A 25981-nucleotide genomic window follows, 5' to 3' on the forward strand; every position below is an offset into this window, starting at 1 on the left:
GCGAGGGGATAAGAAGTGCTCGACGTCAACTTCTTCGACGAGCTGCGAATCGGTCTCGCCACGGCCGACGATATCCGTCAGTGGTCGCACGGCGAGGTTAAGAAGCCCGAGACCATCAACTACCGCACCCTGAAGCCGGAAAAGGACGGGCTCTTCTGCGAGAAGATCTTCGGCCCCACCCGCGACTGGGAGTGCTACTGCGGTAAGTACAAGCGCGTCCGCTTCAAGGGCATCATCTGTGAGCGCTGTGGCGTCGAGGTGACTCGCGCCAAGGTGCGTCGTGAGCGGATGGGCCACATCGAGCTGGCCGCTCCGGTCACCCACATCTGGTACTTCAAGGGCGTCCCGTCGCGCCTCGGGTACCTGCTGGACCTGGCCCCGAAGGACCTTGAGAAGGTCATCTACTTCGCGGCCTACATGATCACGTATGTCGACACCGAGATGCGTGCTCGTGACCTGCCGTCGCTGGAGGCGAAGATCTCCGTCGAGCGGCAGCACATCGAGCAGCGCCGCGACGCCGACATCGAGGCCCGGCAGAAGAAGCTCGAGACCGACCTCGCCGAGCTGGAGTCCACCGGCGCCAAGGGTGACGTGCGCCGCAAGGTGCGCGAGGGTGCCGACCGCGAGATGCGTCAGCTCCGCGACCGCACCCAGCGCGAGCTCGACCGCCTGGAAGAGGTCTGGAGCCGCTTCAAGAACCTCAAGGTCCAGGACCTCGAGGGTGACGAGCTGCTCTACCGCGAGATGCGCGACCGCTTCGGCCGCTACTTCCGCGGTGGCATGGGCGCCCAGGCCATCCAGGAGCGCCTGAACAACTTCGACCTGGCCGCCGAGGCCGAGTCGCTGCGCGAGACCATCCGCAGCGGCAAGGGTCAGAAGAAGGCTCGCGCGCTCAAGCGGCTCAAGGTCGTGTCCGCGTTCCTCACGACGCGCAACTCGCCCAACGGCATGGTCCTCGACTGCATCCCGGTCATCCCGCCGGACCTGCGCCCGATGGTGCAGCTCGACGGTGGCCGGTTCGCGACCTCGGACCTCAACGACCTGTACCGCCGCGTCATCAACCGGAACAACCGCCTCAAGCGGCTTCTGGACCTCGGCGCGCCCGAGATCATCGTCAACAACGAGAAGCGGATGCTCCAGGAGGCCGTCGACGCGCTGTTCGACAACGGCCGCCGCGGCCGTCCGGTCACCGGGCCGGGCAACCGTCCGCTGAAGTCGCTGTCCGACATGCTCAAGGGCAAGCAGGGCCGTTTCCGGCAGAACCTCCTCGGCAAGCGAGTCGACTACTCCGGCCGTTCGGTCATCGTCGTCGGCCCGCAGCTGAAGCTGCACCAGTGCGGCCTGCCCAAGCAGATGGCGCTGGAGCTCTTCAAGCCGTTCGTGATGAAGCGCCTGGTCGACCTGAACCACGCGCAGAACATCAAGTCGGCGAAGCGCATGGTCGAGCGGGCCAGGCCGGTCGTGTGGGACGTGCTCGAAGAGGTCATCACCGAGCACCCGGTGCTGCTCAACCGCGCGCCGACCCTGCACCGCCTCGGCATCCAGGCCTTCGAGCCGCAGCTTGTCGAGGGCAAGGCGATCCAGATCCACCCGCTCGTCTGCACCGCGTTCAACGCGGACTTCGACGGCGACCAGATGGCGGTCCACCTGCCGCTGTCGGCGGAGGCCCAGGCCGAGGCGCGCATCCTGATGCTCTCGACCAACAACATCCTCAAGCCGGCCGACGGCAAGCCCGTGACCATGCCCACCCAGGACATGATCATCGGCCTCTACTGGCTGACCACCCAGCTCGACGGCGCCGAGGGCGAGGGCCGGGTCTTCGGCTCGGTGTCCGAGGCGCTCATGGCCTATGACCGGCGCGAGCTGAACATCCAGGCCAAGATCCAGGTGCGCGTCAAGGACGTCCCGCCGCCGCGGGGCTGGCAGGCGCCCGAGGGCTGGGAGGCCGGCGAGGCCTACCGCCTGGAGTCCACCCTGGGCCGGTGCCTGTTCAACCAGACGCTGCCGGACAACTACCCGTTCGTGAACTCGCAGATCGGGAAGAAGCAGCTCTCGACGATCGTCAACGAGCTCGCTGAGAAGTACCCGAAGGTCGAGGTCGCGACCGCTCTGGACGCGCTCAAGGACGCGGGCTTCCACTGGGCGACCCGCTCCGGCGTCACGATCTCCATCGACGACGTCGTCGCGCCGCCGAACAAGGCCGCGATCATGGAGTCGTACGAGCGGAGGGCCGACAAGGTCCAGCGTGAGTACGAGCGCGGTCTGATCACCGACGAGGAGCGCCGCCAGGAGCTCATCGAGATCTGGACGCACGCCACGGCGGACGTCGAGACCGACATGGTGAACGCCTTCCCGGCGACCAACTCCGTCTGGATGATGGTCAACTCCGGCGCCCGAGGCAACAAGATGCAGGTCCGTCAGATCGCGGGCATCCGTGGTCTGGTGTCCAACACCAAGGGTGAGACGATCCCGCGGCCGATCAAGTCCTCCTTCCGCGAGGGTCTGTCGGTGCTGGAGTACTTCATCTCCACCCACGGACAGCGGAAGGGCCTCGCGGACACCGCTCTGCGTACCGCCGACTCGGGTTACCTGACCCGTCGTCTGGTGGACGTCGCGCAGGACGTCATCGTCCGTGAGATCGACTGTGGCACCGACCGCGGCGTCCCGCTGCACGTCGGCGAGCGCGACTCCTCCGGCAACCTCTCCAAGGCCGAGAACGCCGAGAGCAACGTGCACGGCCGCATCCTGGCCGAGGACGTCGAGGTGGACGGCAAGATCATCGCGACGGCGGGTGTCGACATCAGCGACATCACCGTCACCGCGCTGGTCGAGGCCGGCATCGAGACGGTCAGGACCCGCAGCGCGCTGGTGTGCGAGGCGAAGATCGGTGTCTGCGCCACCTGCTATGGCCGCTCGCTGGCGACCGGCAAGCTCGTGGACGTCGGCGAGGCCGTCGGCATCATCGCGGCCCAGTCGATCGGTGAGCCCGGCACGCAGCTGACGATGCGCACCTTCCACACCGGTGGTGTGGCGGGCGCGGACATCACCCACGGTCTGCCCCGTGTCCAGGAGCTGTTCGAGGCGCGCGTCCCCAAGGGTGTCGCCCCGATCAGCGAGGCCGACGGCCGCGTGCGCATCGACGAGACCGACAAGACCCGCAAGATCGTCATCACTCCGGACGACGGCTCCGAGGAGATCGCCTACCCGGTGTCGATGCGGTCGCGCCTGCTGGTCGCCGACGGCCAGCGGGTGACGGTGGGCCAGCAGCTCATCGCCGGTGCGGTCAACCCCAACGAGGTGCTGCGCATCCTCGGCCCCCGGGCCGTGCAGCTCCACCTGGTGGCCGAGGTCCAGCAGGTGTACCGCTCGCAGGGTGTGTCGATCCACGACAAGCACATCGAGATCATCGTGCGGCAGATGCTCAAGCGCGTGAACGTGCTCGAGTCGGGTGACACCGACCTGCTGCCCGGCGAGCTCGTCGAGCGGCCGCGCTTCGAGATGGTCAACCGCGAGGTCGTCGCCGAGGGCGGCACCCCCGCCTCCGGCCGTCCGGTCCTCATGGGCATCACCAAGGCCTCGCTCGCCACCGAGTCGTGGCTGTCGGCGGCGTCCTTCCAGGAGACCACCCGGGTGCTCACCGACGCGGCGATCCACGCCAAGTCCGACTCCCTGCTCGGTCTCAAGGAGAACGTCATCATCGGAAAGCTCATCCCGGCGGGTACGGGCATGTCCCAGTACCGCAACATCCGGGTCGAGCCCACCGAGGAGGCCAAGGCGGCGATGTACACCGTCGGCGGCTACGACGGCTCCGCGACCGACTACACCTTCGGCACGGGCAGCGGCGAAGCCGTCCCGCTGGAGGAGTACGACTTCGGTCAGTACAACCGCTAGCGGCCCGGCCGGCACTCGCCGGCCGGTCCCGGCTCCGAGCGGACGAGGGGCGCGCGTTTCCCGGAAGGGGAGCGGGCGCCCCTCGTGGCGTCTCCGGTCCCGTGGCCGGCCGTGCGAGGCCCCCGGGAGCGCGGCCCGCGTACGGTCCGGGGGCCTCGCACGGCCGGCCGCGCGTACGGCCCGGAGGCCCTACGTCGGGCGGCGGGCGAGGCAAGACAGGGAAATCGTCGAGAGAAGTCTCCGCGTGCCGGTAAACTTGATGAGAGCCTGATAGCGGTCGGGGGGAAACCGGCCGCGGGACCACGACACGCCCCGAAGCCGCCCGCATGAGCGGCTCGGCGCAACCGTTTTGACGTGTTGCGATGGGCTAGGTAGTCTTGCCCTTCGTGCCCGTGGCTTCATGGGCTCACATGCGTGCGCTCCAAGGCCTCCACGGAGGTCGTTCGGACGCCGCGTGATCTCCTCCACTGGTCAGGCCATCGTCGGGCACAGTGCGGCAAAGATCGCGACACGCCCGAGCGCGTGGGTCGGAGCCGAGGGAAAAACAGCAGGTCATGACACCGGCAGAGCCTGCGAAACGCACGACTTTTCGAATTACCGGCCAAGCATGAACGGAGACGCGGTGCCCACGATTCAGCAGCTGGTCCGCAAGGGCCGCCAGGACAAGGTCAGTAAGACCAAGACACCGGCGCTCAAGGGGAGCCCCCAGCGGCGCGGCGTCTGCACGCGCGTGTATACGACGACCCCCAAGAAGCCGAACTCCGCCCTCCGCAAGGTGGCGCGTGTCAGGCTCACCAATGGCATCGAGGTAACGGCCTACATCCCTGGTGTCGGTCACAACCTTCAGGAGCACTCCATCGTGCTCGTGCGTGGCGGTCGTGTGAAGGACCTGCCGGGTGTTCGATACAAGATCATCCGCGGTTCGCTGGACACCCAGGGCGTCCGCAACCGCAAGCAGGCCCGCAGCCGTTACGGCGCGAAGAAGGAGAAGAGCTGACATGCCGCGCAAGGGTCCCGCTGGGCGCCGACAGCTTGTCGCAGACCCGGTGTTCAACTCACCGCTGGTCACCGCGCTCATCAACAAGGTGCTTCTGAACGGCAAGCGGTCGCTCGCCCAGTCGATCGTCTACGACGCCCTCGAGGGCTGCAAGGACAAGTCGGGCAATGACCCGGTCGTCACGCTGAAGCGCGCTCTCGACAACGTCAAGCCCACTCTTGAGGTGCGCAGCCGCCGTGTCGGTGGCGCCACCTACCAGGTGCCGGTCGAGGTGCGCGCCGCGCGCAGCACCACGCTGGCGCTCCGCTGGCTGGTGCAGTACTCCCGCGCCCGCCGCGAGAAGACCATGACCGAGCGGCTGATGAACGAGCTGCTCGACGCCAGCAACGGCCTCGGCGCCAGCGTCAAGCGGCGTGAGGACACGCACAAGATGGCCGAGTCCAACAAGGCCTTCGCCCACTACCGCTGGTAATCCCAGCGGCGACGACGAGACGACGAGGACGCGAGAGAAGTGGCGACAACGACCGCTCTTGACCTGGCCAGGGTCCGCAACATCGGGATCATGGCCCACATCGACGCGGGCAAAACCACCACGACCGAGCGCATCCTGTTCTACACCGGTATCAACTACAAGATCGGTGAAGTCCACGAGGGCGCTGCCACGATGGACTGGATGGAGCAGGAGCAGGAGCGCGGCATCACCATCACCTCCGCCGCGACCACCTGCATGTGGCTTGATCACACGATCAACATCATCGACACTCCCGGCCACGTCGACTTCACCGTCGAGGTGGAGCGGTCGCTGCGCGTTCTTGACGGTGCGGTCGCGGTCTTCGACGCCGTCGCCGGTGTCGAGCCGCAGTCCGAGACGGTGTGGCGCCAGGCCGACCGTTACGGCGTTCCCCGCATCTGCTTCGTCAACAAGATGGACCGGGTCGGCGCCGAGTTCCACCGCTGCGTCGACATGATCGTGTCGCGCCTCGGTGCGACTCCGCTGGTCATCCAGCTTCCCTGGGGCGTCGAGGCCGACTTCAAGGGCATCATCGACCTGGTGAAGATGAAGGGCCTGATCTGGAGCGCCGAGGCGGCCAAGGGCGAGATGTACGACACCGTCGACATCCCGGCCGACCACGCCGACGTCGCCCGTGAGTGGCGCGACAAGCTCATCGAGACCGTCGCCGAGCACGACGACGAGCTCATGGAGCTGTTCCTCGAGGGCGTCGAGCCCACCGAGGAGCAGCTGGTCGCCGGCATCCGCCGCGCGACACTGGCCAGCTCCCTCAACCCGGTCCTGTGCGGCACCGCGTTCAAGAACAAGGGCGTGCAGCCCCTGCTCGACGCGATCGTGGCCTACCTCCCGGCCCCGACCGACATCCCCGCGCTCAAGGGGCACGCGGTCGGCCACGAGGACCAGGTCATCGAGCGTCACGCGGACCCGAACGAGCCGTTCTCCGCTCTGGCCTTCAAGATCATGAGCGACCAGCACCTGGGCAAGCTCACCTTCATTCGCATCTACTCGGGCACGCTCGACACCGGTACGTCGGTCGTGAACTCCGTGAAGGGCAAGAAGGAGCGCATCGGCAAGATCTACCAGATGCACGCCAACAAGCGCGAAGAGCGCCCGCAGGCCGTCGCTGGTCAGATCGTCGCCGTCATGGGCCTGAAGGACACCACCACCGGTGACACCCTCAGCGACCCGACGCACCAGGTCGTCCTGGAGTCGATGAACTTCCCGGCTCCGGTCATCAACGTCGCGATCGAGCCGAAGACCAAGGGTGACCAGGAGAAGCTGGGCACCGCGATCCAGCGCCTGGCCGAGGAGGACCCGTCCTTCCAGGTCCGGCGGGACGAGGAGACCGGGCAGACGGTCATCTGGGGTATGGGTGAGCTCCACCTGGAGATCCTCGTCGACCGGATGCGCCGCGAGTTCAAGGTCGAGGCCAACGTCGGCCGCCCGCAGGTCGCCTACCGCGAGACCATCCGCCGCAAGGTGGAGAAGATCGAGTACACGCACAAGAAGCAGACCGGTGGTTCCGGCCAGTTCGCGCGCGTGATCATCGATCTGGAGCCGCTGGGCGAGGGCAACGACGGTTACGAGTTCAAGAACAGCGTCAGTGGTGGCCGCATCCCCCGGGAGTACATCCCGTCGGTGGACGCGGGCGCCCAGGAGGCCGCCGAGTTCGGCGTGCTGGCCGGCTACCCGATGGTGGGCGTCAAGGTCACCCTGCGGGACGGTGCCTACCACGAGGTCGACTCCTCCGAAATGGCCTTCAAGATCGCCGGTTCGATGGCCTTCAAGGAGGCCGCGCGCCGTGCCGACGCCGTAATCCTGGAGCCGATGATGGCCGTCGAGGTCACCACGCCCGAGGACTACATGGGTGATGTCATCGGTGACCTCAACGGTCGCCGCGGGCAGATCCAGGCGATGGAAGACAGAACCGGGGCAAAGGTCATCAATGCCCTCGTTCCGCTGTCAGAGATGTTCGGTTACGTGGGTGACCTGCGAAGCAAGACCCAGGGCCGGGCTGTCTACAGCATGCAGTTCGACTCCTATTCGGAGGTGCCCCCGGGCATCGCCAAGGAGATCGTCGCGAAGGCTCGGGGCGAATAGTCCCCGGAGTCCGAATGGCTGGGGCCGGTGGGAGACCGCCGGCCGACGGCCAGAGGGGATCGGGACCCGCGGTTCCGGCTCCCTCGTCTGGGGCGGTGAGCGATCGCCGCCCCGGGCCTACGGGCTCCGAGCCCGAGTGAGACTACGCAAGTCAAGTCAGAATCTCTAAGGAGACAGAGCAGTGGCCAAGGCCAAGTTCGAGCGGACCAAGCCGCACGTGAACATCGGCACCATTGGGCACATCGACCACGGCAAGACCACTCTGACCGCGGCGATCACCAAGGTGCTCCACGACCGTTTCCCTCACCTCAATGAGGCGACCCCGTTCGACAAGATCGACAAGGCGCCCGAGGAGAAGGCCCGCGGTATCACCATCTCCATCGCCCACGTCGAGTACCAGACCGAGAAGCGCCACTACGCCCACGTGGACTGCCCCGGTCACGCCGACTACGTGAAGAACATGATCACGGGTGCGGCCCAGATGGACGGCGCGATCCTCGTGGTCGCCGCCACCGATGGTCCGATGCCCCAGACGAAGGAGCACGTCCTCCTGGCCCGCCAGGTCGGCGTCCCCTACATCGTCGTCGCCCTGAACAAGGCCGACATGGTCGACGATGAGGAGATCCTGGAGCTCGTCGAGCTCGAGGTTCGCGAGCTGCTCTCCGCCCAGGAGTTCCCGGGCGATGACCTGCCGGTCATTCGCGTCTCGGCGCTGAAGGCGCTCGAGGGCGACGAGAAGTGGGGCGACTCGATCATCGAGCTCATGAACGCCGTGGACGACAACGTCCCCGAGCCCGTTCGTGACACCGACAAGCCCTTCCTCATGCCGATCGAGGACGTCTTCTCGATCACCGGCCGCGGCACCGTCGTGACCGGTCGTATCGAGCGCGGCATCGTCAAGGTCAACGAGACCGTCGACATCATCGGCATCAAGGAGAAGAGCACCACGACCACCGTCACCGGTGTCGAGATGTTCCGCAAGCTCCTTGACGAGGGCCGGGCCGGTGACAACGTCGGCCTGCTCCTCCGTGGCATCAAGCGCGAGGACGTCGAGCGCGGCCAGTGCATCATCAAGCCGGGCACGACCACCCCGCACACCGAGTTCGAGGCTCAGGTCTACATCCTGTCCAAGGACGAGGGCGGCCGCCACACGCCGTTCTTCAACAACTACCGCCCGCAGTTCTACTTCCGTACCACGGACGTGACGGGCGTCGTGACCCTCCCCGAGGGCACCGAGATGGTCATGCCCGGTGACAACACCGAGATGACCGTCCAGCTCATCCAGCCCATCGCGATGGAGGACGGTCTCAAGTTCGCCATCCGCGAGGGTGGCCGCACCGTCGGTGCGGGTCGAGTCACGAAGATCATCAAGTAGCGCGATCACGGGTCGGCGGTCGGCCTCGGGGAACCGGGGGCCGGCCGCCGCACCACGAAGGGGCCGACCAGTCGGTCCCGGAGCCCACAGCGAGCTTCGAGCCCGATCCAGGCCCGTGATCTCGCAGCCGTCTCGGCCCAGAGCGACCGAGATGACTGCAAGATCACGGAAGAAATAGGCGGGTCACGGGGCGTGCGCCACGTGGGACACCCATAGCGGCAAAAGGCCGCACGAAACTTTTGCAGGACGACAGCGAAGGACACCGAGGCCATTATGGCGGGACAAAAGATCCGCATCCGGCTTAAGGCCTATGACCACGAGGTCATCGACAGCTCGGCCAAGAAGATCGTCGAGACGGTGACGCGGACTGGCGCGAAGGTCGCGGGCCCGGTGCCGTTGCCGACCGAGAAGAACGTGTACTGCGTCATCCGCTCGCCGCACAAGTACAAGGACAGCCGTGAGCACTTCGAAATGCGCACGCACAAGCGGCTGATTGACATCATCGATCCGACGCCGAAGACCGTCGACTCGCTCATGCGGCTCGACCTTCCGGCCGGCGTCGACATCTCGATCAAGCTCTGAGGGAACGCACTGACATGGCTAAGCAGATCAAGGGCGTCCTGGGCAAGAAGCTCGGCATGACCCAGGTCTTCGATGAGGGCAACCGGATGGTTCCGGTCACCGTCGTCGAGGCCGGTCCGTGCGTGGTGACCCGCGTCCGCACTGAGGACAAGGACGGCTACTCCGCTGTTCAGCTCGGCTACGGGCAGGTGGACCCGCGCAAGGTGAACAAGCCGCTGGGTGATTATCTGCGCAAGCACGACATCACCCCGCGCCGCTACTTCGTCGAGCTTCGGACCACGGACGCCTCCGAGTACACGATCGGCCAGGAAGTCCTGGCCGACACCTTCGAGGCCGGGCAGTACGTCGACGTGACCGGTAAGAGCAAGGGCAAGGGCTTCGCGGGTGTCATGAAGCGTCACGGCTTCAAGGGCCTCAGCGCCTCGCACGGCACCCAGCGCAAGCACCGCTCGCCCGGCTCCATCGGCGGTTGCGCCACGCCGGGCCGCGTCTTCAAGGGCCTGCGCATGGCCGGCCGGATGGGCAACGTCCGGACCACCATCCAGAGCCTCAAGGTTCACGCCGTGGACGCCGAGAAGGGTCTCATCCTGATCAAGGGTGCGATCCCCGGTGCCAACGGCAGCCTGGTTCTCGTCCGCACCAGTGCCAAGAAGGGGGCTGCCAAGTGAGCACCATTGACGTCCTCGACGCGGCCGGCGCGAAGACCGGAAGCGTCGACCTGCCGGAGGACATCTTCGGCACCAAGGTCAACATTCCGCTGATCCACCAGGTCGTCGTCGCCCAGCTCGCCGCGCGCAGGCAGGGCACGCACAAGACGAAGACCCGTGGTGAGGTCAGCGGCGGTGGCAAGAAGCCGTACCGCCAGAAGGGCACCGGCCGCGCCCGCCAGGGCTCGACCCGCGCTCCGCAGTTCGCCGGCGGTGGCACCGTCCACGGCCCGCAGCCGCGGGACTACGCCCAGAAGACGCCCAAGAAGATGAAGGCCGCCGCTCTTCGCGGTGCCCTCAGCGACAGGGCGGCCGGCGGTCGCGTGTACGTCATCGACGGCCTGGTGACGGGGGAGACCCCGAAGACCAAGGCCGCGCTCGAGGCGCTGCGCAAGATCACCAACGCTCGCAGCGTTCTCGTCGTCGTCGACGAGGGTGACGAGCTGACCTGGCTGAGCCTGCGGAACGCGCCGGAGGTCCACCTCCTGGACGCGGGCCAGCTCAACACGTACGACGTGCTCTGCTACGACGACGTGGTCTTCACGCGCACCGCGTACGACCAGGTCGTGGCTCGGCTCGGCAAGAGCGGGAAGGAAGACGCCTGATGCAGAAGATCGCCGACCCGCGCGACATCATCATCAAGCCGATCGTCTCCGAGAAGAGCTACGGCCTGATCGATGAGCACAACAAGTACACGTTCTTGGTGCGCAAGACGGCCAACAAGACCCAGGTGAAGATCGCGATCGAGCAGATCTTCGGCGTCAAGGTCTCCAGCGTGAACACGATCAACCGGCAGGGCAAGCGCAAGCGGACCAAGTTCGGTTACGGCCAGCGCCCGAGCACCAAGCGGGCGATCGTGAGCCTGGTGGAAGGCGATCGGATCGACATCTTCGGTCAGATCAGCTGATCACCGCGCATTGCCAAGCAACATCGACAAGGGATGAACGAAAAAGATGGGCATCCGTAAATACAAGCCGACGACTCCGGGTCGTCGCGGCGCGAGCGTCTCGGACTTCGCCGAGATCACGCGCAGCACGCCGGAGAAGTCGCTGCTTGCTCCCCTTCACAGCAAGGGTGGTCGTAACGTCCACGGCCGGGTGACCGCGCGTCACCAGGGCGGCGGGCACAAGCGCGCCTACCGGATCATCGACTTCCGGCGCCACGACAAGGACGGCATTCCGGCCAAGGTCGCTCACATCGAGTACGACCCCAACCGGACGTCGCGCATCGCGCTCCTGCACTACGCAGACGGCGAGAAGCGCTACATCCTCGCTCCGACGGGCATCAAGCAGGGCGACCGCATCGAGAACGGCCCCGCGGCCGACATCAAGCCGGGCAACTGCCTGCCACTGCGCAACATCCCCACCGGTACCTTCATCCACGCCGTGGAGCTGAAGCCCGGTGGCGGCGCCAAGCTCGGCCGGTCCGCCGGCGCGCAGATCCAGCTCCTGGCCAAGGAGGGGCAGTACGCCACGCTGCGTATGCCCTCCGGCGAAATGCGCCAGGTGGACGTGCGCTGCCGCGCCTCCGTGGGCCAGGTCGGCAACGCCGAGCAGGCCAACATCAACATCGGTAAGGCTGGCCGTAACCGCTGGAAGGGCAAGCGCCCGACGGTTCGCGGTGTCGCCATGAACCCGGTCGACCACCCGCACGGTGGTGGTGAGGGTAAGACCTCCGGCGGTCGCCACCCGGTGAACCCCAAGGGCAAGCCCGAGGGTCGTACCCGTCAGGCCAACAAGGCCAGCGACCGACTGATCATCCGTCGGCGGAGCAAGAGGAAGAAGCGGTAGGAGCAGCCTAAATGCCACGTAGCCTTAAGAAGGGTCCTTTCGTGGATGGCCACCTTATGAAGAAGGTGGACGTCCAGAACGAAAAGGGCACCAAGAACGTCATCAAGACGTGGTCGCGGCGCTCCATGATCGTGCCCGACATGCTCGGCCACACGATCGCCGTCCACGACGGGCGCAAGCACGTCCCGGTGTTCGTCACCGAGTCGATGATCGGTCACAAGCTGGGTGAGTTCGCGCCTACGCGGACCTTCCGCAGCCACGTCAAGGAAGACCGGCGTAGCCGGCGGTAAGCGCCTTAGAAACGAGGAGTAAGCGATGGAAGCCAGGGCTCAGGCGCGGTTCGTCCGCGTCACGCCCCAGAAGGCCCGCCGCGTGGTGGACCTTATTCGCGGGCTGCCCGCTTCGGAGGCGCAGGCCGTGCTGCAGTTCGCCCCCCAGGCGGCGAGCGAGCCGATCTACAAGGTGCTGTCGAGCGCGATGGCGAACGCGGAGCACAACTTCAAGCTCGACCGCGAGCTGCTGGTCGTGAGCCGGGCGTGGGTCGATGAGGGCCCGACGCTGAAGAGGTTCCGTCCCCGTGCCCAGGGCCGTGCCTATCGGATCAACAAGCGGACGAGTCACATCACCGTGATCGTCGAAGCCCGGCCGGAAGGTCAGGGCAGGCCGAAGGGAAGGACCCGCTAGTGGGCCAGAAGGTTAACCCGCACGGGTTCCGGCTCGGCATCACGACCGACTTCAAGAGCCGGTGGTACGCCGACAAGCTGTACAAGTCCTACGTCGCCGAAGACGTGTCGATCCGCCGCATGCTGCAGAAGGGCATGGAGCGGGCCGGCATCTCCAAGGTCGAGATCGAGCGGACCACCGACCGAGTTCAGGTCGACATCCACACCGCCCGGCCGGGCATCGTCATCGGCCGCCGCGGCGCCGAGGCGGACCGCATCCGTGGCGACCTCGAGAAGCTGACCAAGAAGCAGGTCCAGCTCAACATCCTCGAGGTCAAGAACCCCGAGGTCGACGCCCAGCTCGTCGCCCAGGGCGTGGCCGAGCAGCTGTCCAGCCGGGTCTCGTTCCGGCGGGCGATGCGCAAGGCCATGCAGTCGGCGATGAAGAGCGGCGCCAAGGGCATCCGTGTCCAGTGCGCCGGTCGTCTCGGCGGCGCCGAGATGTCGCGGTCGGAGTTCTACCGCGAGGGTCGTGTGCCTCTGCACACCCTTCGCGCGGACATCGACTACGGCTTCTACGAGGCCCGCACCACCTTCGGCCGCATCGGCGTGAAGGTGTGGATCTACAAGGGTGAGGCTCCGACCAGCCGCGCCGAGCGCGAGGCGGCTGCCGCCGGTGCGCGTGCCGGCCAGCGTCGCGACCGTACCGACCGGCCGCAGCGTGGCCGTGGCGCGGGCGGCGGCGGTGGCGGCGGCCGGGGTGGCCGTGACGGCGCCCCCCGTGGCGGCGGTCGCGGGCCCAAGACCGAATCAACCGCGCCCGCAGGGGCGCCCGAGACCGGCCCGGCGGAGCAGCCGGGTGCTGAAGGGAGCTGACCATGCTGATCCCGCGCAGGGTCAAGCACCGTAAACAGCACCGGCCCGACCGCAGCGGAGCCGCCAAGGGCGGCACCAGGGTCGTGTTCGGCGAGTTCGGCATCCAGGCGCTTGAGCACCACTACGTGACCAACCGCCAGATCGAGGCCGCTCGTATCGCCATGACCCGGCACATCCGCCGTGGCGGCAAGGTGTGGATCAACATCTACCCCGACCGTCCCCTCACGAAGAAGCCTGCCGAGACCCGCATGGGTTCCGGAAAGGGTTCGCCGGAGTGGTGGATCGCCAACGTCAAGCCCGGCCGCGTCATGTTCGAGCTCTCGGGTGTCTCCGAGCCGGTGGCCCGTGAGGCCCTCCGCCGTGCGATGCACAAGCTCCCGATGAAGTGCCGGTTTGTTAAGCGTGAAGTGGGTGAGGCGTGATGGCTAAGGGCCTGACCGCCGGTGAGCTGCGGACTTCTGACCAGGATGAGCTGGTCCAGAAGCTGAAGGAAGCCAAGGAGGAGCTGTTCAACCTCCGCTTCCAGGCGGCGACCGGTCAGTTGGAAAGCCACGGGCGGCTCCGTGCCGTCCGCCGCGAGATCGCCCGTATCTACACCGTGATGCGCGAGCGGGAGCTCGGAATCATCACGGTCGAGAAGGAGCCGAGCGATGGCTGAGACAACTGAGACCACCGACAAGAAGACGCGGAACTACCGCAAGACCCGCGAGGGTCTCGTCGTCAGCGACAAGATGGACAAGACCGTCGTCGTCGCCGTCGAGGACCGCGTGAAGCACCCGCTGTACGGCAAGGTCATCCGCCGTACGACCAAGTACAAGGCCCACGACGAGGCCAACTCCTGCGGCGTCGGCGACCGTGTTCTCCTGATGGAGACCCGGCCGCTGTCGGCCACCAAGCGGTGGCGCGTCGTGGAGATCCTCGAGCGGGCCAAGTAAGTCGCTCTGCGGGAGGCCCCCCGGAAGGGGGTCTCTCGCGCGAGCGTCCCCCCTCGGCGCCGGCAGGGCCGTCGCCAGGGAGCATAAGACCGAATCTAGTTCCGCCAGGCTCACTGAATGAGAACCGGCGTGACACACGGGAGTTGACGTGATCCAGCAGGAGTCGCGGCTCAAGGTCGCCGACAACACGGGTGCCAAGGAGATCTTGTGCATCCGCGTGCTCGGCGGCTCGGGTCGGCGCTACGCGGGTATCGGCGACATCATCGTCGCGACGGTGAAGGACGCCCTTCCCGCCGCGGGTGTCAAAAAGGGTGATGTGGTCAAGGCTGTCGTGGTGCGCACCACCAAGGAGCGCCGCCGCCCCGACGGCTCCTACATCCGCTTCGACGAGAACGCCGCGGTCATCATCAAGGACAGCGGTGACCCTCGGGGCACGCGTATCTTCGGTCCGGTGGGTCGCGAGCTGCGCGAGAAGAAGTTCATGCGCATCATCTCGCTCGCGCCGGAGGTGTTGTAAATGCCGAAGCTGCATGTGAAGAAGGGTGACCTCGTCCAGGTCATCGCCGGTAAGGACAAGGGTGCCAAGGGTCGTGTGATCCTCTCTATCCCGCGCGAGGACCGCGTGATAGTCGAGGGCGTCAACCTGGTCAAGAAGCACTCGAAGGTCACCCACCAGGGACCGCGCGGCGCCAAGGAAGGCGGCGTGCAGACCATGGAGGCCCCCATCCACGTGAGCAACGTCAAGAAGCTCAAGGATGAGGCGAAGAAGGACGACAAGCCCGCCAAGAAGGCCGAGAAGGCCGACGAATCGGGTGAGGACAACTGATGACCGCCACCACAACTGAGACCGAGCGCCCCACGCCGCGCCTCAAGGAGCGCTACCGCGAGGAGATCGCGGACAAGCTTCGCGAGCAGTTCGGCATCGAGAACGCCATGCAGATCCCCAGGCTCACCAAGATCAAGGTGAACATGGGCGTCGGCGAGGCGGCTCGGGACTCCAAGCTCATCGAGGGCGCGGTGCGCGATCTCACCGCCATCACCGGTCAGAAGCCGGCCGTCGCCCACGCCCGCAAGTCCATCGCGCAGTTCAAGCTGCGCGAGGGCATGCCGATCGGCGCGCACGTGACGCTCCGCGGCGACCGCATGTGGGAGTTCCTCGACCGGCTGCTCTCCCTGGCGCTTCCGCGCATCAGGGACTTCCGCGGCCTGTCGCCGAAGCAGTTCGACGGCAACGGGAACTACACCTTCGGTCTTACCGAGCAGGTCATGTTCCACGAGGTGGACCCCGACCGGGTCGACCGTCAGCGTGGCATGGACATCACGGTCGTGACCACCGCCACGAATGACGACCAGGGCCGGGCGCTGCTCAAGCTTCTCGGCTTCCCCTTTAAGGAGGCCTGATGGCTAAGAAGTCCTTGATCGCCAAGGCCGAGCGCAAGCCCAAGTTCGGCGTTCGCGCGTACACTCGGTGCACGCGCTGCGGCCGGCCTCGCGCCGTCTACCGCAAGTTCGGCCTGTGCCGCGTGTGCTTCCGTGAGATGGCGCACCGGGGCGAGCTGCCCGGCATCACCAAGTCCAGCTGGTAGCCCGCGTGCGGGCCTTCTCGATGGACGCGTGGCCGGTTCGGCCGGCGATCGCGACGTGAAGGCCCGCCCGGGGCCCGCTGTGCACATAAGTCATATCAACCGGGCGCTGCTTCAAGCGCCCACGACCACACCGTAGGTCCCGTCACAGGGAAACCGCGGTGAGGAGGGCCACCGGCCATGACGATGACCGACCCGATCGCAGACATGTTGACACGTCTGCGTAACGCGAACTCGGCATACCACGACACCGTGGCCATGCCGTACTCGAAGATCAAGGCGCACATCGCCGAGATCCTCCAGCAGGAGGGTTACATCCAGGCCTGGGCCGTCGAAGACGCCAAGGTCGGGAAGAACCTCGTGGTGGAGCTCAAGTTCGGGCCTACGCGTGAACGGTCTATCGCGGGCCTGCGCCGGGTTTCCAAGCCCGGTCTGCGGGTCTATGCAAAGAAGGACAACCTGCCTAGGGTCCTGGGCGGCCTGGGCGTCGCGATCATCTCGACGTCCGGTGGCCTCATGACCGACAGGCAGGCCGGCAAGCGTGGTGTGGGCGGGGAAGTCCTCGCCTACGTTTGGTAACGAGGGGAGGAATTTCAGCATGTCGCGAATTGGACGGCTGCCCATCCCCGTACCGAATGGTGTTGACATCACCATCGACGGCCGGGATGTCACGGTCAAGGGCCCCAAGGGCACGCTTTCACACAAGGTCGCCGAGCCGATCGACGTGGCTCGGGGGGACGACGGCAACATCGCCGTCTCACGTCCCAACGACGAGAACAAGGTCCGTGCGCTGCACGGGCTGTCCCGCACGCTGATCGCCAACATGGTGGACGGCGTGACCAAGGGATACAGCAAGACGCTGGAGATCGTCGGCGTGGGTTACCGCGTCCAGGCCAAGGGCCCGACGCAGCTGGAGTTCTCGCTGGGCTTCAGCCACTCGGTGATCGTCGACGCCCCCGAGGGCGTCACCTTCCGCGTCGACCGGCCGACCCTGTTCCACGTGGACGGCATCGACAAGCAGAAGGTCGGCGAGGTCGCCGCGAACATCCGGAAGCTGCGCAAGCCTGACCCTTACAAGGGCAAGGGTGTGCGGTACCAGGGCGAAGTCATCCGCCGCAAGGTCGGAAAGGCTGGTAAGTAGTCATGGCCTTCACCAAGGTTGCCAAGCACACGGCCGCGCGTGCGCTCTCGCGCTCGCGCCGTCACCGCCGTGTCCGCAAGAAGGTCGTCGGCTCGCCGGCCCGCCCGCGTCTCGTCGTCAACCGCTCCGCGCGTCACCTGTTCGTGCAGATCGTGGACGACACCGCCGGCCACACGCTGGTGAGCGCGTCCACGCTGGACGCCTCGCTCCGTACCGGCGAGGGCACCAAGACGGACAAGGCTAAGAAGGTCGGCGAGCTCCTCGCTCAGCGGGCCAAGGCCGCCGGGATCACCGCTGTCGTCTTCGACCGCGGTGGCAACCGCTACGCGGGCCGCATCGCGGCCCTCGCGGACAGCGCCCGAGAAGGCGGGCTGGAGTTCTGATGTCTCCAGCCAGGATCGCAATCAAGAGCAACGAGGAGAGGAACCACTGATGGCTGCAGCTCCGCGTCGCGGTGCCGGCGGCGGTGGTGAGCGGCGTGACCGTCGCGACGATCGCCGCGGCGGCGCTGCCGAGAAGGGCGTCTCGTACATCGAGCGCGTCGTGAAGATCAATCGAGTGGCCAAGGTCGTCAAGGGTGGTCGGCGCTTCAGCTTCACCGCCCTGGTTGTCGTCGGTGACGGCAACGGCCTGGTCGGTGTCGGATACGGCAAGGCCAAGGAGGTGCCCGCGGCGATCGCCAAGGGCGTCGAAGAGGCCAAGAAGCACTTCTTCAAGGTGCCGCGCATCCAGGGCACCATCCCGCACACCGTGCAGGGTGAGGACGCCGCCGGCGTCGTCCTCCTGCGTCCGGCCTCGCCCGGTACCGGTGTCATCGCGGGTGGTCCGGTGCGCGCCGTCCTGGAGTGCGCCGGCATCCACGACGTGCTGTCCAAGTCGCTCGGCTCGGACAACCCGATCAACATCGTCCACGCCACCGTGGCGGCGCTGAAGGGCCTCAGCAGGCCCGAGGAGATCGCCGCCCGCCGTGGACTGCCGATCGAGCACGTCGCCCCCGTGCGCATGCTCAAGGCCCGTGCCGAAGGCATCGCCGAGGCCGCCGCGGCGGCGAAGGCGGTGAGCTAGCCGATGGCTCGTCTCAAGATCACCCAGACCCGATCGAAGATCGGTGGCAAGCAGAACCAGCGTGACTCGCTGCGCTCGCTGGGCCTGAAGCGAATCGGCGACGTCGTCGTCAAGGAGGACCGCCCGGAGATCCGGGGGATGGTCGCCGTGGTGACGCACCTCGTCGAGGTGGAAGAGGTCGACTAGTCATGGCTAACGCTGAGAACAACGCCGGCGGTACGCCGCTGCGCATCCACCACCTGCGTCCGGCCCCCGGCGCCAACAAGTCCAAGGTCCGCAAGGGCCGTGGCGAGGCGTCCAAGGGCAAGACGTCCGGTCGTGGCACCAAGGGCACCAAGTCCCGTACGAATGTTCCTCTCGGCTTCGAGGGTGGCCAGGTTCCGCTCCAGCGGCGGCTGCCCAAGCTGAAGGGCTTCTCGAACGCCATGTTCAAGACGACCTATCAGGTCGTCAACCTGGACAGGCTCGGCGAGCTGTTCCCCGATGGCGGCGACGTCAACGTGGAGACGCTGGTCGAGCGGGGTGCGGTCCGCAAGAACCAGCCGGTCAAGATCCTGGGAACCGGCGACATCTCGGTGGCGTTGAACGTGCAGGCGCACGCTTTCTCCGCCTCCGCGAAGGAGAAGATCGCTGCGGCCGGTGGCGCCGTCACCGAGCTGTAGGCAGGCAATACGAGGCGCGGGGGCTCACAGAGAGCCACCGCGCCCGTAGTGCGTTAGAGTGCGCTGGACAGAAGGCTGTCCAGGGCTCGTTGACCAGAGATGTGCCGATGGATCACTCCCAGACCTTCGCTGACCGATACCGCCTTTCAGGCGCGCAGGAGGGGCCGTGCTGACCGCGATTACCCGGGCGTTCCGTACGCCCGACCTGCGCAACAAGTTGCTCTTCACGTTGGGCATCATCGTGTTGTTCCGGCTGGGTTCGGTGCTGCCGACCCCCGGTGTGAACACCATCAATGTCCAGCAGTGTTTGAAAGAGGCGCAGTCGAGCGACGCCGCCAACATCTATGGCATGGTGCAGCTGTTCAGTGGCGGCGCGCTGCTGAAACTTTCAGTCTTCGCGCTCGGCATCATGCCGTACATCACGTCCAGCATCATTCTCCAGCTGCTCACAGTGGTCATCCCCCGTCTTGAGGCTCTCAAGAAGGAGGGCCAGGCCGGCAACGCGAAGATCACGCAGTACACGCGTTACCTGACCATCGGCCTCGCGATCCTGCAGTCGACCGCGTTCGTGGCGCTCGCGCGCACCGGGCAGCTGTTCCCGAACTGCCGCCAGCCGCTCCTCATCAACAACGACGCCTTCACCATCGTGACGATGGTGGTCGTGATGACGGCCGGCACCTCCGTGATCATGTGGCTCGGCGAGCTCGTCACCGACCGCGGTGTCGGCAACGGCATGTCGATCCTGATCTTCACGCAGGTCATCGCGGTCTTCCCGTCCGAGCTCCTGAACATCTTCCGCCAGAACGCCTTCACCTTCGTCGTGGTGATGGTGGTCGGTGTGTTCATGATCGCGGCGGTGGTGTTCGTCGAGCAGGCGCAGCGCCGCATCCCCGTGCAGTACGCCAAACGCATGGTGGGCCGCCGGATGTACGGCGGGACCTCGACCTACATCCCCTTGAAGGTGAACCAGGCGGGCATCATCCCGGTCATCTTCGCCTCCTCGCTGCTCTACCTCCCGCAGCTCGTTGTGTCGCTGTTCGGCAACAAGGAGAACCCCGGCGCGGTCGTCCAGTGGCTGGCGCAGAACTTCGTCCGTGGCGACCACCCGGTCTACATGGCCACGTTCTTCGTGCTGATCATCTTCTTCACCTACTTCTACGTGTCCATCACCTTCAACCCCGTTGAAGTCGCCGACAACATGAAGAAGTACGGTGGATTCATCCCGGGCATCCGCCCGGGACGGCCGACCGCCGAGTACCTCAACTACGTTCTCACGCGGTTGACCGCCCCCGGTTCGCTGTATCTGGGCCTGATCTCCATGGTGCCGATCATCGCGCTGGCGGTGGCAGGAGCGAGCCAGAACTTCCCGTTCGGAGGCACGAGCATTCTGATCATGGTTGGTGTTGGGCTGGACACCGTGAAGCAGATCGAGAGCCAGCTGCAGCAGCGGAACTACGAGGGCTTCCTCAAGTAGTGCGCGTCGTCCTGGTCGGGCCCCCCGGAGCGGGCAAGGGGACACAGGCCCAGTTCATCGCATCGAACCTGTCCATCCCGAAGATCTCGACAGGTGACATTTTCCGTGCCAACGTGTCGGGCGGCACGGAACTCGGCAAGCTTGCCAAGGAGTACATGGACCGTGGCGACCTCGTTCCCGACGAGGTGACCGTCGCCATGGTCCGCGATCGCCTCGGGGAGGCCGACGCGCAGGAGGGTTTCCTGCTCGACGGCTTCCCGCGCAACGTGCCACAGGCCCAGATCCTCAACAAGATGCTGGCCGAGTTCGGCACGTCGCTCGACGCCGTGCTCGAGCTCGTCGTCGACGACGAGGAGGTCGTGCGCCGCCTCGCCGGGCGCCGCACCTGCCGTTCCTGCGGCAAGGTGTGGCACGTGGTGTTCGACCCGTCCTCCAAGGAGGGCGTCTGCGACGCCTGCGGCGGTGAGCTGTTCCAGCGGGACGACGACCGGGAAGACACCATCCGCCACCGTCTGGAGGTCTACCAGGAGCAGACCTCTCCGCTCATCTCGTTCTACGCGGATGAGGGGATCCTCCAGGGGGTCGACGCCACCGGACCGGTCGAGGAGATCACACAGCGGGCGATGGCGGAGCTGCGCCGCTTCGTCGACTGACATATTTCACCGCCTAACGCCACTTCTGGGGTCGTTTCCCAGGGGTGGCGTTCGGCTTGTTGGGGGACAATTGGGGGAATTGGGATGCCGCGTCGTCCGTTATTTCACCCCAGGGGGTGCCAGTAAGTGTTCAAGAAGAACAAGCACGGGATTCAGATCAAGACGCCTGCGCAGGTGGAGAAGATGCGGGCCGCCGGCCTGGTGGTCGGGCGCACGCTCGAACTGCTGCGGAACTCCGTGCGACCGGGGATGACGCCGCTCGACCTGGACGCGATCGCCGAGAAGGCCATTCGCGACGAGGGTGCCATCCCTTCGTTCAAGGGCTACCAGGGATTCCCCGCGACCATCTGCGCCTCGGTCAACGAAGAGGTGGTCCACGGCATACCGAGCGACCGGCGGCCGCTCGTCGAGGGAGATGTCATCTCCATCGACTGCGGCGCGATCCTCGACGGCTGGCACGGCGACTCGGCGATCACGATGGGGGTCGGCGAGGTCGACCCGAAGCTGACCGAGCTGATGCGGGTGACCGAGGAGGCCATGTGGCGCGGTATCGCGGCCCTGGCCGTCGGTGGGCACCTGTCCGACATCGGCCATGAGGTAGAGCGTTACGTGCGCTCTCAGGGCCGCTACGGCATTCCTCAGGAGTACGGCGGGCACGGCATCGGCACCGAGATGCACATGGACCCGTGGGTGGCGAACCACGGCAAGCCGGGCAGGGGCCCGAAGTTCGAGGTGGGCATGTGCTTCGCCGTCGAGCCGATGGTCAACCTCGGTACCGACCGCACCAGGGTGCTGGCCGACGACTGGACCGTCGTGACGATCGACGGAAAGGCGTCCGCGCACTTCGAGCACAGCGTCGCGGTGACTGATAATGGTCCTTGGGTGCTTACCGCCATCGACGGGGGTAAAGCACGGCTTAGCGAACTGCTGGGAGGGGAAGTCGTCACCGACGGCAAGGTGGAGCGATGAGCTCCCTTTACCGTTAGCTGGGCGGCCTTCCACGGCGGACGTCTGCACGGGAGTTGAGGACGATGGCTGCGACACCGGATATGAGGGCGTCCGACGGCGACAGGGACAGGGTCGCGGCCGCCCTCCGCGAGCACTGCGCCGAGGGCCGGCTCACGATGGAGGAGTTCAACGAGCGCCTGGAGCTGGTGTACGCGGGCAGGACCTTTGGTGACCTGCAGAAGCTGACCGCCGACCTGCCCGACATCGACCTGCGCGCGCGCCCGGCCGCGGCCCAGTCGCCGGCGAAGCGTCCCGATCACAAGGGGGACGACAAGGGGATCAGGGCTGCCTGGACGGCCTGGGCCTCCGCGGTGGCCGTGACCTCGGTGATCTGGGCCCTCACCGACTTCGGCGGATATTTCTGGCCGATGTGGGTTGCGGGCCCGTGGGGGGCGATCCTGCTGGTCAGCACGATTTTCGGCGCGGGTTCGAAGAACCACGGCGGGAAGGGCTGATCACGCCTTCTGTGGAGAAATGCACCCTCGGCCGCGAGTGTGGATTCGTACGCAGAACGGATCCTTTGACCTCCATAACGTGAGCGATGTCCGGAACGAGCGGCACCAGCAAAGCTCGACCGGCACGGGGAATCCGTCCTTATCCCGAGGACGCTCGCTCACAGGAGGAAACCGTGCGAAAGATTCGCAACCTGCTCGTCGGCACCGCCCTCGCCGGGTCGCTGGCGGCAGGCCTCGCGGCCGTACCCGCCGCGGCCCAGGCGTCGACGACCGACAGCACCGCCGGGGCCCAGGCGCAGTCGGCGCGCCACCGGTTCGGCCCCTTCTTCTCGGACTTCGGCCGAGGAGAGGACCGGAACGACCGCTCCTACGCCCAGGGCTACTGGTGGAAGTCGAACGGCCGTTACCACCTGGACTTCGACCTGTTCGACCGTGACCGCGACAGGCAGTACGCGTGGTTCGACGTCTACTACCACGACGACCGCGGCTGGCACCGCTACAACAGGTACCGCACCTTCGGTCACCTCTCGAAGCGGATCTTCTTCAACGACAAGGACATCGACGGGTTCCGCTTCCGCGTCGGCGAGGGTTCGACCAGCGACTACGACTGGAGCGGCTGGCACCGCTACGGCAGCTTCTGAGCTGACCTCGTATCCACGCATCTGACCGTTCGGTCCCAGTGAGGGGGGCCGGAGGCGGGGGTCACCGAGCGGGCGCTTCCTGGGAGCGCCCGCTCTTCTGGTGTTCACGGGCATTTGGCCGCAGCCTTTACCACTGATGGCAGTTTCCCGGTTTGTTGGCGGGTAAGTGATCTTTATCGGACAACAGCGGTCAGGGGGCGCCGTGCGCCCCCACCTCCCCGTACCCATGAGCACGCGCCCACCCTGGACCGGTATCGGCGGTACCGAGCGCCGGGTGGGCGCGTCCACGTTCGCTCTGGTCACTCGGCCCCCAGACGTGCACGGTTCTTGCCCGAAGCCGTACGGCCGGGCGTCCCACCATGCGGGCGGTCTGGGGTACGCTAGTGGTCGGTTGTGTCCGGACAAGCGCCAGGCGTTTCGCAATTCCTCGCCGGTTGTCGTACACTCCTTTGTCGGTTCACTATGACCATTGCGCGTCGGCGGTCCAGGCATCGCCGCATCCTCACGTGCTCTAGGTCGCGGCTGCGTAGTGTTCCGATACCTCAGACGACCGATCAGTGAAACGCGAGGGACATGGCCAAGAAGGACGGCGCCATCGAGATCGAGGGCACTGTGGTTGAGTCGCTCCCGAACGCGATGTTCCGGGTGCAACTCGACAACGGCCATAAGGTCCTGGCCCACATCAGCGGACGGATGCGGATGCACTACATCCGAATCCTCCCCGACGACAGGGTTGTCGTTGAACTGAGCCCCTACGACCTCAGTCGTGGGCGGATCGTCTACCGATACAAGTAAGCCCCCTTCCCGGCAGCGAGGAAGACCGGCCGCCCGTGCGACGCACGGCGCGGCTGTTCGACCGAGTGGCGCCGGCGGGCGGGCCGTCTGAGGAACGACAGGGACTATGAAGGTCAAGCCGAGCGTCAAGAAGATCTGCGACAAGTGCAAGGTGATCCGCCGGCACGGTCGCGTCATGGTGATCTGCGACAACCTGCGCCACAAGCAGCGCCAGGGCTGATCGCGGCCGGGCAGGGCGGCCGAGCCACCAGGTGGCGAGGCGGGCCGGGCCCGGAACAAATGTAATCGCGCATCACACCCGCGAAGGCGGCGTAAAGCCGAACCACGCGGGCGACCCTCGGTCGGAGGCCGAGGCCCTCACCCCGGGCATGGGGAGGGGCAGTGACGCGCAGGACCTCCGCCATAACGAAGGAGAATGCCCGACCATGGCTCGCCTGGTTGGCGTCGACCTCCCCCGCGACAAGCGGCTGGAGATCGCTCTCACCTACATCTACGGAATCGGCCGCAGCCGCGCTCAGGAGGTCCTGAGCGTCACGGGGATCAGCGGGGACCTTCGCGTCCACCAGCTGTCCGACACCGAGCTGGTGCCGCTGCGTGACTACATCGAGGCCACCTTCAAGATCGAGGGTGACCTTCGTCGCGAGGTTCAGGCCGACATCCGTCGCAAGATCGAAATCGGCTGCTACCAGGGCATCCGACACCGTCGTGGTCTTCCCGTGCACGGTCAGCGTACGCAGACCAACGCGCGCACCCGCAAGGGCAAGAAGAAGACCGTGGCCGGCAAGAAGAAGCCCGGCAAGAAGTAGTCCGCGACGGGGCGCCGAGCCGGGCCAGGCAAGGGCCCGACGCCTCGCCCCCGTCCACGCAGCAGGACCGACCACCTCAGGAGATAGCGCTACATGCCTCCGAAGAGCCGCCAGGGTGCACCGAAGAAGGTGCGCCGCAAGGAAAAGAAGAACGTCGCTCACGGGCACGCCCACATCAAGAGCACGTTCAACAACACGATTGTTTCGATCACCGACCCGAGCGGGAACGTGATCTCCTGGGCCAGCGCCGGCCACGTCGGGTTCAAGGGCTCCCGCAAGTCCACGCCGTTCGCGGCGCAGATGGCCGCCGAGAACGCCGCGCGCCGGGCCATGGAGCACGGCATGCGCAAGGTCGACGTCTTCGTGAAGGGCCCCGGTTCCGGTCGCGAGACCGCCATCCGGTCCCTCCAGGCCACCGGTCTGGAGGTGGGTTCCATCCAGGATGTCACCCCGGTTCCCCACAACGGTTGCCGTCCGCCCAAGCGCCGCCGCGTCTGAGGCCCAGGAGATATAGAGAAATGGCTCGTTACACCGGAGCGGACTGCAAGCTCTGCCGCCGTGAGAAGACCAAGCTCTTCCTCAAGGGCGCCAAGTGTGAGTCCCCCAAGTGCCCGATCGAGATCCGTCCTTACCCCCCGGGTGAGCACGGCCGCGGCCGTCCCAAGGAGTCTGAGTACCAGCTCCAGCTTCGCGAGAAGCAGAAGACCCGCCGCATCTACGGCATCCTCGAGAAGCAGTTCCGCAATTACTACGAGGAAGCCAACCGCAAGACCGGTAAGACCGGTGAGAACCTTCTCCAGATCCTGGAGAGCCGTCTGGACAACGTCGTCTTCCGCGCCGGCCTCGCCGTCTCGCGTGACGCCGCCCGCCAGCAGGTTCGCCACGGCCACATCCTGGTCAACGGCAAGAAGGTCGACATCCCGTCCTACCGCGTCCGCGAGCACGACATCGTCGAGGTCCGTGAGAAGTCCCGGAACCTGATGCCGTACGAGGTGGCTCGCGCCACCACGGGCGACCGCACCGTCCCGGCCTGGCTCGGCGTCGTCCCGGACAAGCTGCGTGTCCTCGTGCACCAGCTCCCGGTGCGCCAGCAGATCGACACGCAGGTGCAGGAGCAGCTGATCGTCGAGCTCTACTCCAAGTAGGCGCTCGCGCATAGTCTGTCAAGGGGCTGTACGGCCTTCATGGAGGCCGTACAGCTTCAGGCAGGAAACGAAGTACACCGTCGCGGTGGTCAAATAGCGGGCCCCGCGGAACCAGGGGAGAACCCAA

General features: G+C 66.3%; 36 protein-coding genes. All 36 read left to right on the forward strand.

Translation table 11 applies throughout. The annotated features are described in order from the left end of the window. Positions 1-15: 15 nt before the first annotated feature. The 36 genes from OG589_RS42460 (at position 16) to rpsD (ending at position 25854) form a co-directional block, all read left to right on the forward strand. Positions 16-3891: a DNA-directed RNA polymerase subunit beta' gene (locus tag OG589_RS42460; protein ID WP_405144531.1), complete on the forward strand. Its 3876-nt coding sequence runs from the start codon at positions 16-18 to the stop codon at positions 3889-3891. 622 nt (positions 3892-4513) lie between these two features. After that, positions 4514-4888 carry a 30S ribosomal protein S12 gene (gene rpsL / locus OG589_RS42465; RefSeq protein ID WP_061253213.1) on the forward strand — a complete coding sequence of 125 codons (375 nt, stop codon included), beginning with the start codon at positions 4514-4516 and terminating at the stop codon, positions 4886-4888. Position 4889: 1 nt separating this feature from the next. Then, positions 4890-5360 (forward strand): 30S ribosomal protein S7, encoded by a 471-nt coding sequence (gene rpsG, locus OG589_RS42470; RefSeq protein WP_358546952.1) that lies wholly within the window; start codon positions 4890-4892, stop codon positions 5358-5360. A gap of 90 nt (positions 5361-5450) precedes the next feature. Further along, positions 5451-7499: an elongation factor G gene (gene fusA, locus OG589_RS42475; RefSeq protein WP_405152230.1), complete on the forward strand. Its 2049-nt coding sequence runs from the start codon at positions 5451-5453 to the stop codon at positions 7497-7499. 181 nt (positions 7500-7680) lie between these two features. Continuing rightward, on the forward strand, positions 7681-8874 hold the full coding sequence (gene tuf, locus OG589_RS42480) for an elongation factor Tu (protein WP_405144533.1): 1194 nt from the start codon (positions 7681-7683) through the stop codon (positions 8872-8874). A 273-nt stretch (positions 8875-9147) separates the two neighbouring features. Beyond that, on the forward strand, positions 9148-9456 hold the full coding sequence (rpsJ, locus tag OG589_RS42485) for a 30S ribosomal protein S10 (protein ID WP_012887830.1): 309 nt from the start codon (positions 9148-9150) through the stop codon (positions 9454-9456). 14 nt (positions 9457-9470) lie between these two features. Next, positions 9471-10124, forward strand: coding sequence for a 50S ribosomal protein L3 (gene rplC, locus OG589_RS42490; RefSeq protein ID WP_344952269.1), 654 nt, complete (start codon positions 9471-9473; stop codon positions 10122-10124). Then, positions 10121-10768: a 50S ribosomal protein L4 gene (gene rplD, locus OG589_RS42495; protein WP_405144536.1), complete on the forward strand. Its 648-nt coding sequence runs from the start codon at positions 10121-10123 to the stop codon at positions 10766-10768. The genes rplC and rplD overlap by 4 nt, the downstream gene beginning before the upstream one ends. Beyond that, positions 10768-11070 carry a 50S ribosomal protein L23 gene (gene rplW, locus OG589_RS42500; RefSeq protein WP_358546942.1) on the forward strand — a complete coding sequence of 101 codons (303 nt, stop codon included), beginning with the start codon at positions 10768-10770 and terminating at the stop codon, positions 11068-11070. Before rplD ends, rplW begins: the two co-directional genes overlap by 1 nt. A gap of 46 nt (positions 11071-11116) precedes the next feature. Then, entirely contained in the window at positions 11117-11953 is an 837-nt protein-coding gene (gene rplB / locus OG589_RS42505; RefSeq protein WP_214414915.1) for a 50S ribosomal protein L2, read from the forward strand. A gap of 11 nt (positions 11954-11964) precedes the next feature. After that, positions 11965-12243: a 30S ribosomal protein S19 gene (gene rpsS, locus OG589_RS42510; RefSeq protein WP_248964954.1), complete on the forward strand. Its 279-nt coding sequence runs from the start codon at positions 11965-11967 to the stop codon at positions 12241-12243. 25 nt (positions 12244-12268) lie between these two features. Further along, positions 12269-12637, forward strand: a complete 369-nt coding sequence (gene rplV / locus OG589_RS42515; RefSeq protein ID WP_262849231.1) for a 50S ribosomal protein L22 — start codon at positions 12269-12271, stop codon at positions 12635-12637. After that, positions 12637-13491, forward strand: coding sequence for a 30S ribosomal protein S3 (gene rpsC / locus OG589_RS42520; protein WP_358546937.1), 855 nt, complete (start codon positions 12637-12639; stop codon positions 13489-13491). Before rplV ends, rpsC begins: the two co-directional genes overlap by 1 nt. Before the next feature lie 2 nt (positions 13492-13493). Next, positions 13494-13913, forward strand: coding sequence for a 50S ribosomal protein L16 (gene rplP / locus OG589_RS42525; RefSeq protein WP_184608221.1), 420 nt, complete (start codon positions 13494-13496; stop codon positions 13911-13913). After that, a complete protein-coding gene (rpmC, locus tag OG589_RS42530; protein WP_114032840.1) occupies positions 13913-14149 on the forward strand; it encodes a 50S ribosomal protein L29 in 237 nt (78 codons plus the stop codon). The genes rplP and rpmC overlap by 1 nt, the downstream gene beginning before the upstream one ends. Next, the gene (gene rpsQ, locus OG589_RS42535; RefSeq protein ID WP_344952248.1) at positions 14142-14426 is read left to right on the forward strand and encodes a 30S ribosomal protein S17; all 285 of its coding nucleotides are present in this window, start codon (positions 14142-14144) and stop codon (positions 14424-14426) included. The genes rpmC and rpsQ overlap by 8 nt, the downstream gene beginning before the upstream one ends. A 148-nt stretch (positions 14427-14574) precedes the next feature. Beyond that, positions 14575-14943 carry a 50S ribosomal protein L14 gene (gene rplN / locus OG589_RS42540; RefSeq protein WP_189162756.1) on the forward strand — a complete coding sequence of 123 codons (369 nt, stop codon included), beginning with the start codon at positions 14575-14577 and terminating at the stop codon, positions 14941-14943. A 9-nt stretch (positions 14944-14952) separates the two neighbouring features. Next, positions 14953-15252, forward strand: a complete 300-nt coding sequence (rplX, locus tag OG589_RS42545) for a 50S ribosomal protein L24 (RefSeq protein WP_405152231.1) — start codon at positions 14953-14955, stop codon at positions 15250-15252. Next, positions 15252-15827, forward strand: coding sequence for a 50S ribosomal protein L5 (rplE, locus tag OG589_RS42550; protein WP_405144539.1), 576 nt, complete (start codon positions 15252-15254; stop codon positions 15825-15827). The genes rplX and rplE overlap by 1 nt, the downstream gene beginning before the upstream one ends. After that, positions 15827-16012, forward strand: coding sequence for a type Z 30S ribosomal protein S14 (locus tag OG589_RS42555; RefSeq protein ID WP_248964959.1), 186 nt, complete (start codon positions 15827-15829; stop codon positions 16010-16012). The genes rplE and OG589_RS42555 overlap by 1 nt, the downstream gene beginning before the upstream one ends. A gap of 177 nt (positions 16013-16189) precedes the next feature. Beyond that, positions 16190-16588, forward strand: coding sequence for a 30S ribosomal protein S8 (rpsH, locus tag OG589_RS42560; RefSeq protein ID WP_262849247.1), 399 nt, complete (start codon positions 16190-16192; stop codon positions 16586-16588). Between the two features lie 19 nt (positions 16589-16607). Continuing rightward, positions 16608-17150 (forward strand): 50S ribosomal protein L6, encoded by a 543-nt coding sequence (gene rplF / locus OG589_RS42565; protein ID WP_405144542.1) that lies wholly within the window; start codon positions 16608-16610, stop codon positions 17148-17150. 2 nt (positions 17151-17152) lie between these two features. Next, a complete protein-coding gene (gene rplR / locus OG589_RS42570; protein WP_405144544.1) occupies positions 17153-17533 on the forward strand; it encodes a 50S ribosomal protein L18 in 381 nt (126 codons plus the stop codon). A 49-nt stretch (positions 17534-17582) separates the two neighbouring features. Further along, on the forward strand, positions 17583-18215 hold the full coding sequence (gene rpsE / locus OG589_RS42575) for a 30S ribosomal protein S5 (protein ID WP_114032746.1): 633 nt from the start codon (positions 17583-17585) through the stop codon (positions 18213-18215). Positions 18216-18218: 3 nt separating this feature from the next. Beyond that, the gene (gene rpmD, locus OG589_RS42580; RefSeq protein WP_030451484.1) at positions 18219-18401 is read left to right on the forward strand and encodes a 50S ribosomal protein L30; all 183 of its coding nucleotides are present in this window, start codon (positions 18219-18221) and stop codon (positions 18399-18401) included. Positions 18402-18403: 2 nt separating this feature from the next. Next, the gene (gene rplO / locus OG589_RS42585; RefSeq protein WP_405144547.1) at positions 18404-18877 is read left to right on the forward strand and encodes a 50S ribosomal protein L15; all 474 of its coding nucleotides are present in this window, start codon (positions 18404-18406) and stop codon (positions 18875-18877) included. A gap of 166 nt (positions 18878-19043) precedes the next feature. Beyond that, positions 19044-20351 carry a preprotein translocase subunit SecY gene (secY, locus tag OG589_RS42590; protein WP_358546918.1) on the forward strand — a complete coding sequence of 436 codons (1308 nt, stop codon included), beginning with the start codon at positions 19044-19046 and terminating at the stop codon, positions 20349-20351. Further along, positions 20351-21004, forward strand: coding sequence for an adenylate kinase (locus tag OG589_RS42595; RefSeq protein WP_358546915.1), 654 nt, complete (start codon positions 20351-20353; stop codon positions 21002-21004). The genes secY and OG589_RS42595 overlap by 1 nt, the downstream gene beginning before the upstream one ends. A gap of 126 nt (positions 21005-21130) precedes the next feature. Beyond that, positions 21131-21973, forward strand: coding sequence for a type I methionyl aminopeptidase (map, locus tag OG589_RS42600; RefSeq protein ID WP_405144549.1), 843 nt, complete (start codon positions 21131-21133; stop codon positions 21971-21973). Between the two features lie 62 nt (positions 21974-22035). Continuing rightward, positions 22036-22467 (forward strand): DUF1707 domain-containing protein, encoded by a 432-nt coding sequence (locus OG589_RS42605; protein ID WP_405144551.1) that lies wholly within the window; start codon positions 22036-22038, stop codon positions 22465-22467. A 173-nt stretch (positions 22468-22640) separates the two neighbouring features. Then, on the forward strand, positions 22641-23108 hold the full coding sequence (locus OG589_RS42610) for a hypothetical protein (protein WP_405144553.1): 468 nt from the start codon (positions 22641-22643) through the stop codon (positions 23106-23108). A 573-nt stretch (positions 23109-23681) separates the two neighbouring features. Continuing rightward, positions 23682-23903 carry a translation initiation factor IF-1 gene (gene infA, locus OG589_RS42615; protein ID WP_012887858.1) on the forward strand — a complete coding sequence of 74 codons (222 nt, stop codon included), beginning with the start codon at positions 23682-23684 and terminating at the stop codon, positions 23901-23903. Between the two features lie 106 nt (positions 23904-24009). Beyond that, complete coding sequence (rpmJ, locus tag OG589_RS42620) at positions 24010-24123, forward strand: 50S ribosomal protein L36 (protein WP_003956441.1); 114 nt, start codon at positions 24010-24012, stop codon at positions 24121-24123. 205 nt (positions 24124-24328) lie between these two features. Beyond that, a complete protein-coding gene (gene rpsM / locus OG589_RS42625; protein WP_262849274.1) occupies positions 24329-24709 on the forward strand; it encodes a 30S ribosomal protein S13 in 381 nt (126 codons plus the stop codon). Positions 24710-24802: 93 nt separating this feature from the next. Continuing rightward, the gene (gene rpsK / locus OG589_RS42630) at positions 24803-25207 is read left to right on the forward strand and encodes a 30S ribosomal protein S11 (RefSeq protein WP_012887860.1); all 405 of its coding nucleotides are present in this window, start codon (positions 24803-24805) and stop codon (positions 25205-25207) included. A 20-nt stretch (positions 25208-25227) separates the two neighbouring features. Next, complete coding sequence (rpsD, locus tag OG589_RS42635; protein WP_405144570.1) at positions 25228-25854, forward strand: 30S ribosomal protein S4; 627 nt, start codon at positions 25228-25230, stop codon at positions 25852-25854. Positions 25855-25981 lie beyond the last annotated feature (127 nt).

Source organism: Sphaerisporangium sp. NBC_01403, assembly GCF_045040145.1.
GTDB classification, from domain to species: Bacteria; Actinomycetota; Actinomycetes; order Streptosporangiales; family Streptosporangiaceae; genus Sphaerisporangium; species Sphaerisporangium viridialbum.

Bases quoted from the DNA above. Each gene is read 5' to 3' on its own strand.
- OG589_RS42605 (WP_405144551.1), top strand. From the start codon at position 22,036: ATGGCTGCGACACCGGATATGAGGGCGTCCGACGGCGACAGGGACAGG.
- rpsG (WP_358546952.1), top strand. From the start codon at position 4,890: ATGCCGCGCAAGGGTCCCGCTGGGCGCCGACAGCTTGTCGCAGACCCG.
- rpmJ (WP_003956441.1), top strand. From the start codon at position 24,010: ATGAAGGTCAAGCCGAGCGTCAAGAAGATCTGCGACAAGTGCAAGGTG.
- rpsH (WP_262849247.1), top strand. From the start codon at position 16,190: ATGACGATGACCGACCCGATCGCAGACATGTTGACACGTCTGCGTAAC.
- rpsQ (WP_344952248.1), top strand. From the start codon at position 14,142: ATGGCTGAGACAACTGAGACCACCGACAAGAAGACGCGGAACTACCGC.
- rpmD (WP_030451484.1), top strand. From the start codon at position 18,219: ATGGCTCGTCTCAAGATCACCCAGACCCGATCGAAGATCGGTGGCAAG.
- fusA (WP_405152230.1), top strand. From the start codon at position 5,451: ATGGCCCACATCGACGCGGGCAAAACCACCACGACCGAGCGCATCCTG.
- rpsD (WP_405144570.1), top strand. From the start codon at position 25,228: ATGGCTCGTTACACCGGAGCGGACTGCAAGCTCTGCCGCCGTGAGAAG.
- rpsK (WP_012887860.1), top strand. From the start codon at position 24,803: ATGCCTCCGAAGAGCCGCCAGGGTGCACCGAAGAAGGTGCGCCGCAAG.
- rplB (WP_214414915.1), top strand. From the start codon at position 11,117: ATGGGCATCCGTAAATACAAGCCGACGACTCCGGGTCGTCGCGGCGCG.
- rplP (WP_184608221.1), top strand. From the start codon at position 13,494: ATGCTGATCCCGCGCAGGGTCAAGCACCGTAAACAGCACCGGCCCGAC.
- rpsS (WP_248964954.1), top strand. From the start codon at position 11,965: ATGCCACGTAGCCTTAAGAAGGGTCCTTTCGTGGATGGCCACCTTATG.
- rpsE (WP_114032746.1), top strand. From the start codon at position 17,583: ATGGCTGCAGCTCCGCGTCGCGGTGCCGGCGGCGGTGGTGAGCGGCGT.
- infA (WP_012887858.1), top strand. From the start codon at position 23,682: ATGGCCAAGAAGGACGGCGCCATCGAGATCGAGGGCACTGTGGTTGAG.
- rplR (WP_405144544.1), top strand. From the start codon at position 17,153: ATGGCCTTCACCAAGGTTGCCAAGCACACGGCCGCGCGTGCGCTCTCG.
- rpmC (WP_114032840.1), top strand. From the start codon at position 13,913: ATGGCTAAGGGCCTGACCGCCGGTGAGCTGCGGACTTCTGACCAGGAT.
- rpsM (WP_262849274.1), top strand. From the start codon at position 24,329: ATGGCTCGCCTGGTTGGCGTCGACCTCCCCCGCGACAAGCGGCTGGAG.
- rplV (WP_262849231.1), top strand. From the start codon at position 12,269: ATGGAAGCCAGGGCTCAGGCGCGGTTCGTCCGCGTCACGCCCCAGAAG.
- rplO (WP_405144547.1), top strand. From the start codon at position 18,404: ATGGCTAACGCTGAGAACAACGCCGGCGGTACGCCGCTGCGCATCCAC.
- rpsJ (WP_012887830.1), top strand. From the start codon at position 9,148: ATGGCGGGACAAAAGATCCGCATCCGGCTTAAGGCCTATGACCACGAG.
- rplF (WP_405144542.1), top strand. From the start codon at position 16,608: ATGTCGCGAATTGGACGGCTGCCCATCCCCGTACCGAATGGTGTTGAC.
- OG589_RS42555 (WP_248964959.1), top strand. From the start codon at position 15,827: ATGGCTAAGAAGTCCTTGATCGCCAAGGCCGAGCGCAAGCCCAAGTTC.
- rplC (WP_344952269.1), top strand. From the start codon at position 9,471: ATGGCTAAGCAGATCAAGGGCGTCCTGGGCAAGAAGCTCGGCATGACC.
- rplE (WP_405144539.1), top strand. From the start codon at position 15,252: ATGACCGCCACCACAACTGAGACCGAGCGCCCCACGCCGCGCCTCAAG.
- rplW (WP_358546942.1), top strand. From the start codon at position 10,768: ATGCAGAAGATCGCCGACCCGCGCGACATCATCATCAAGCCGATCGTC.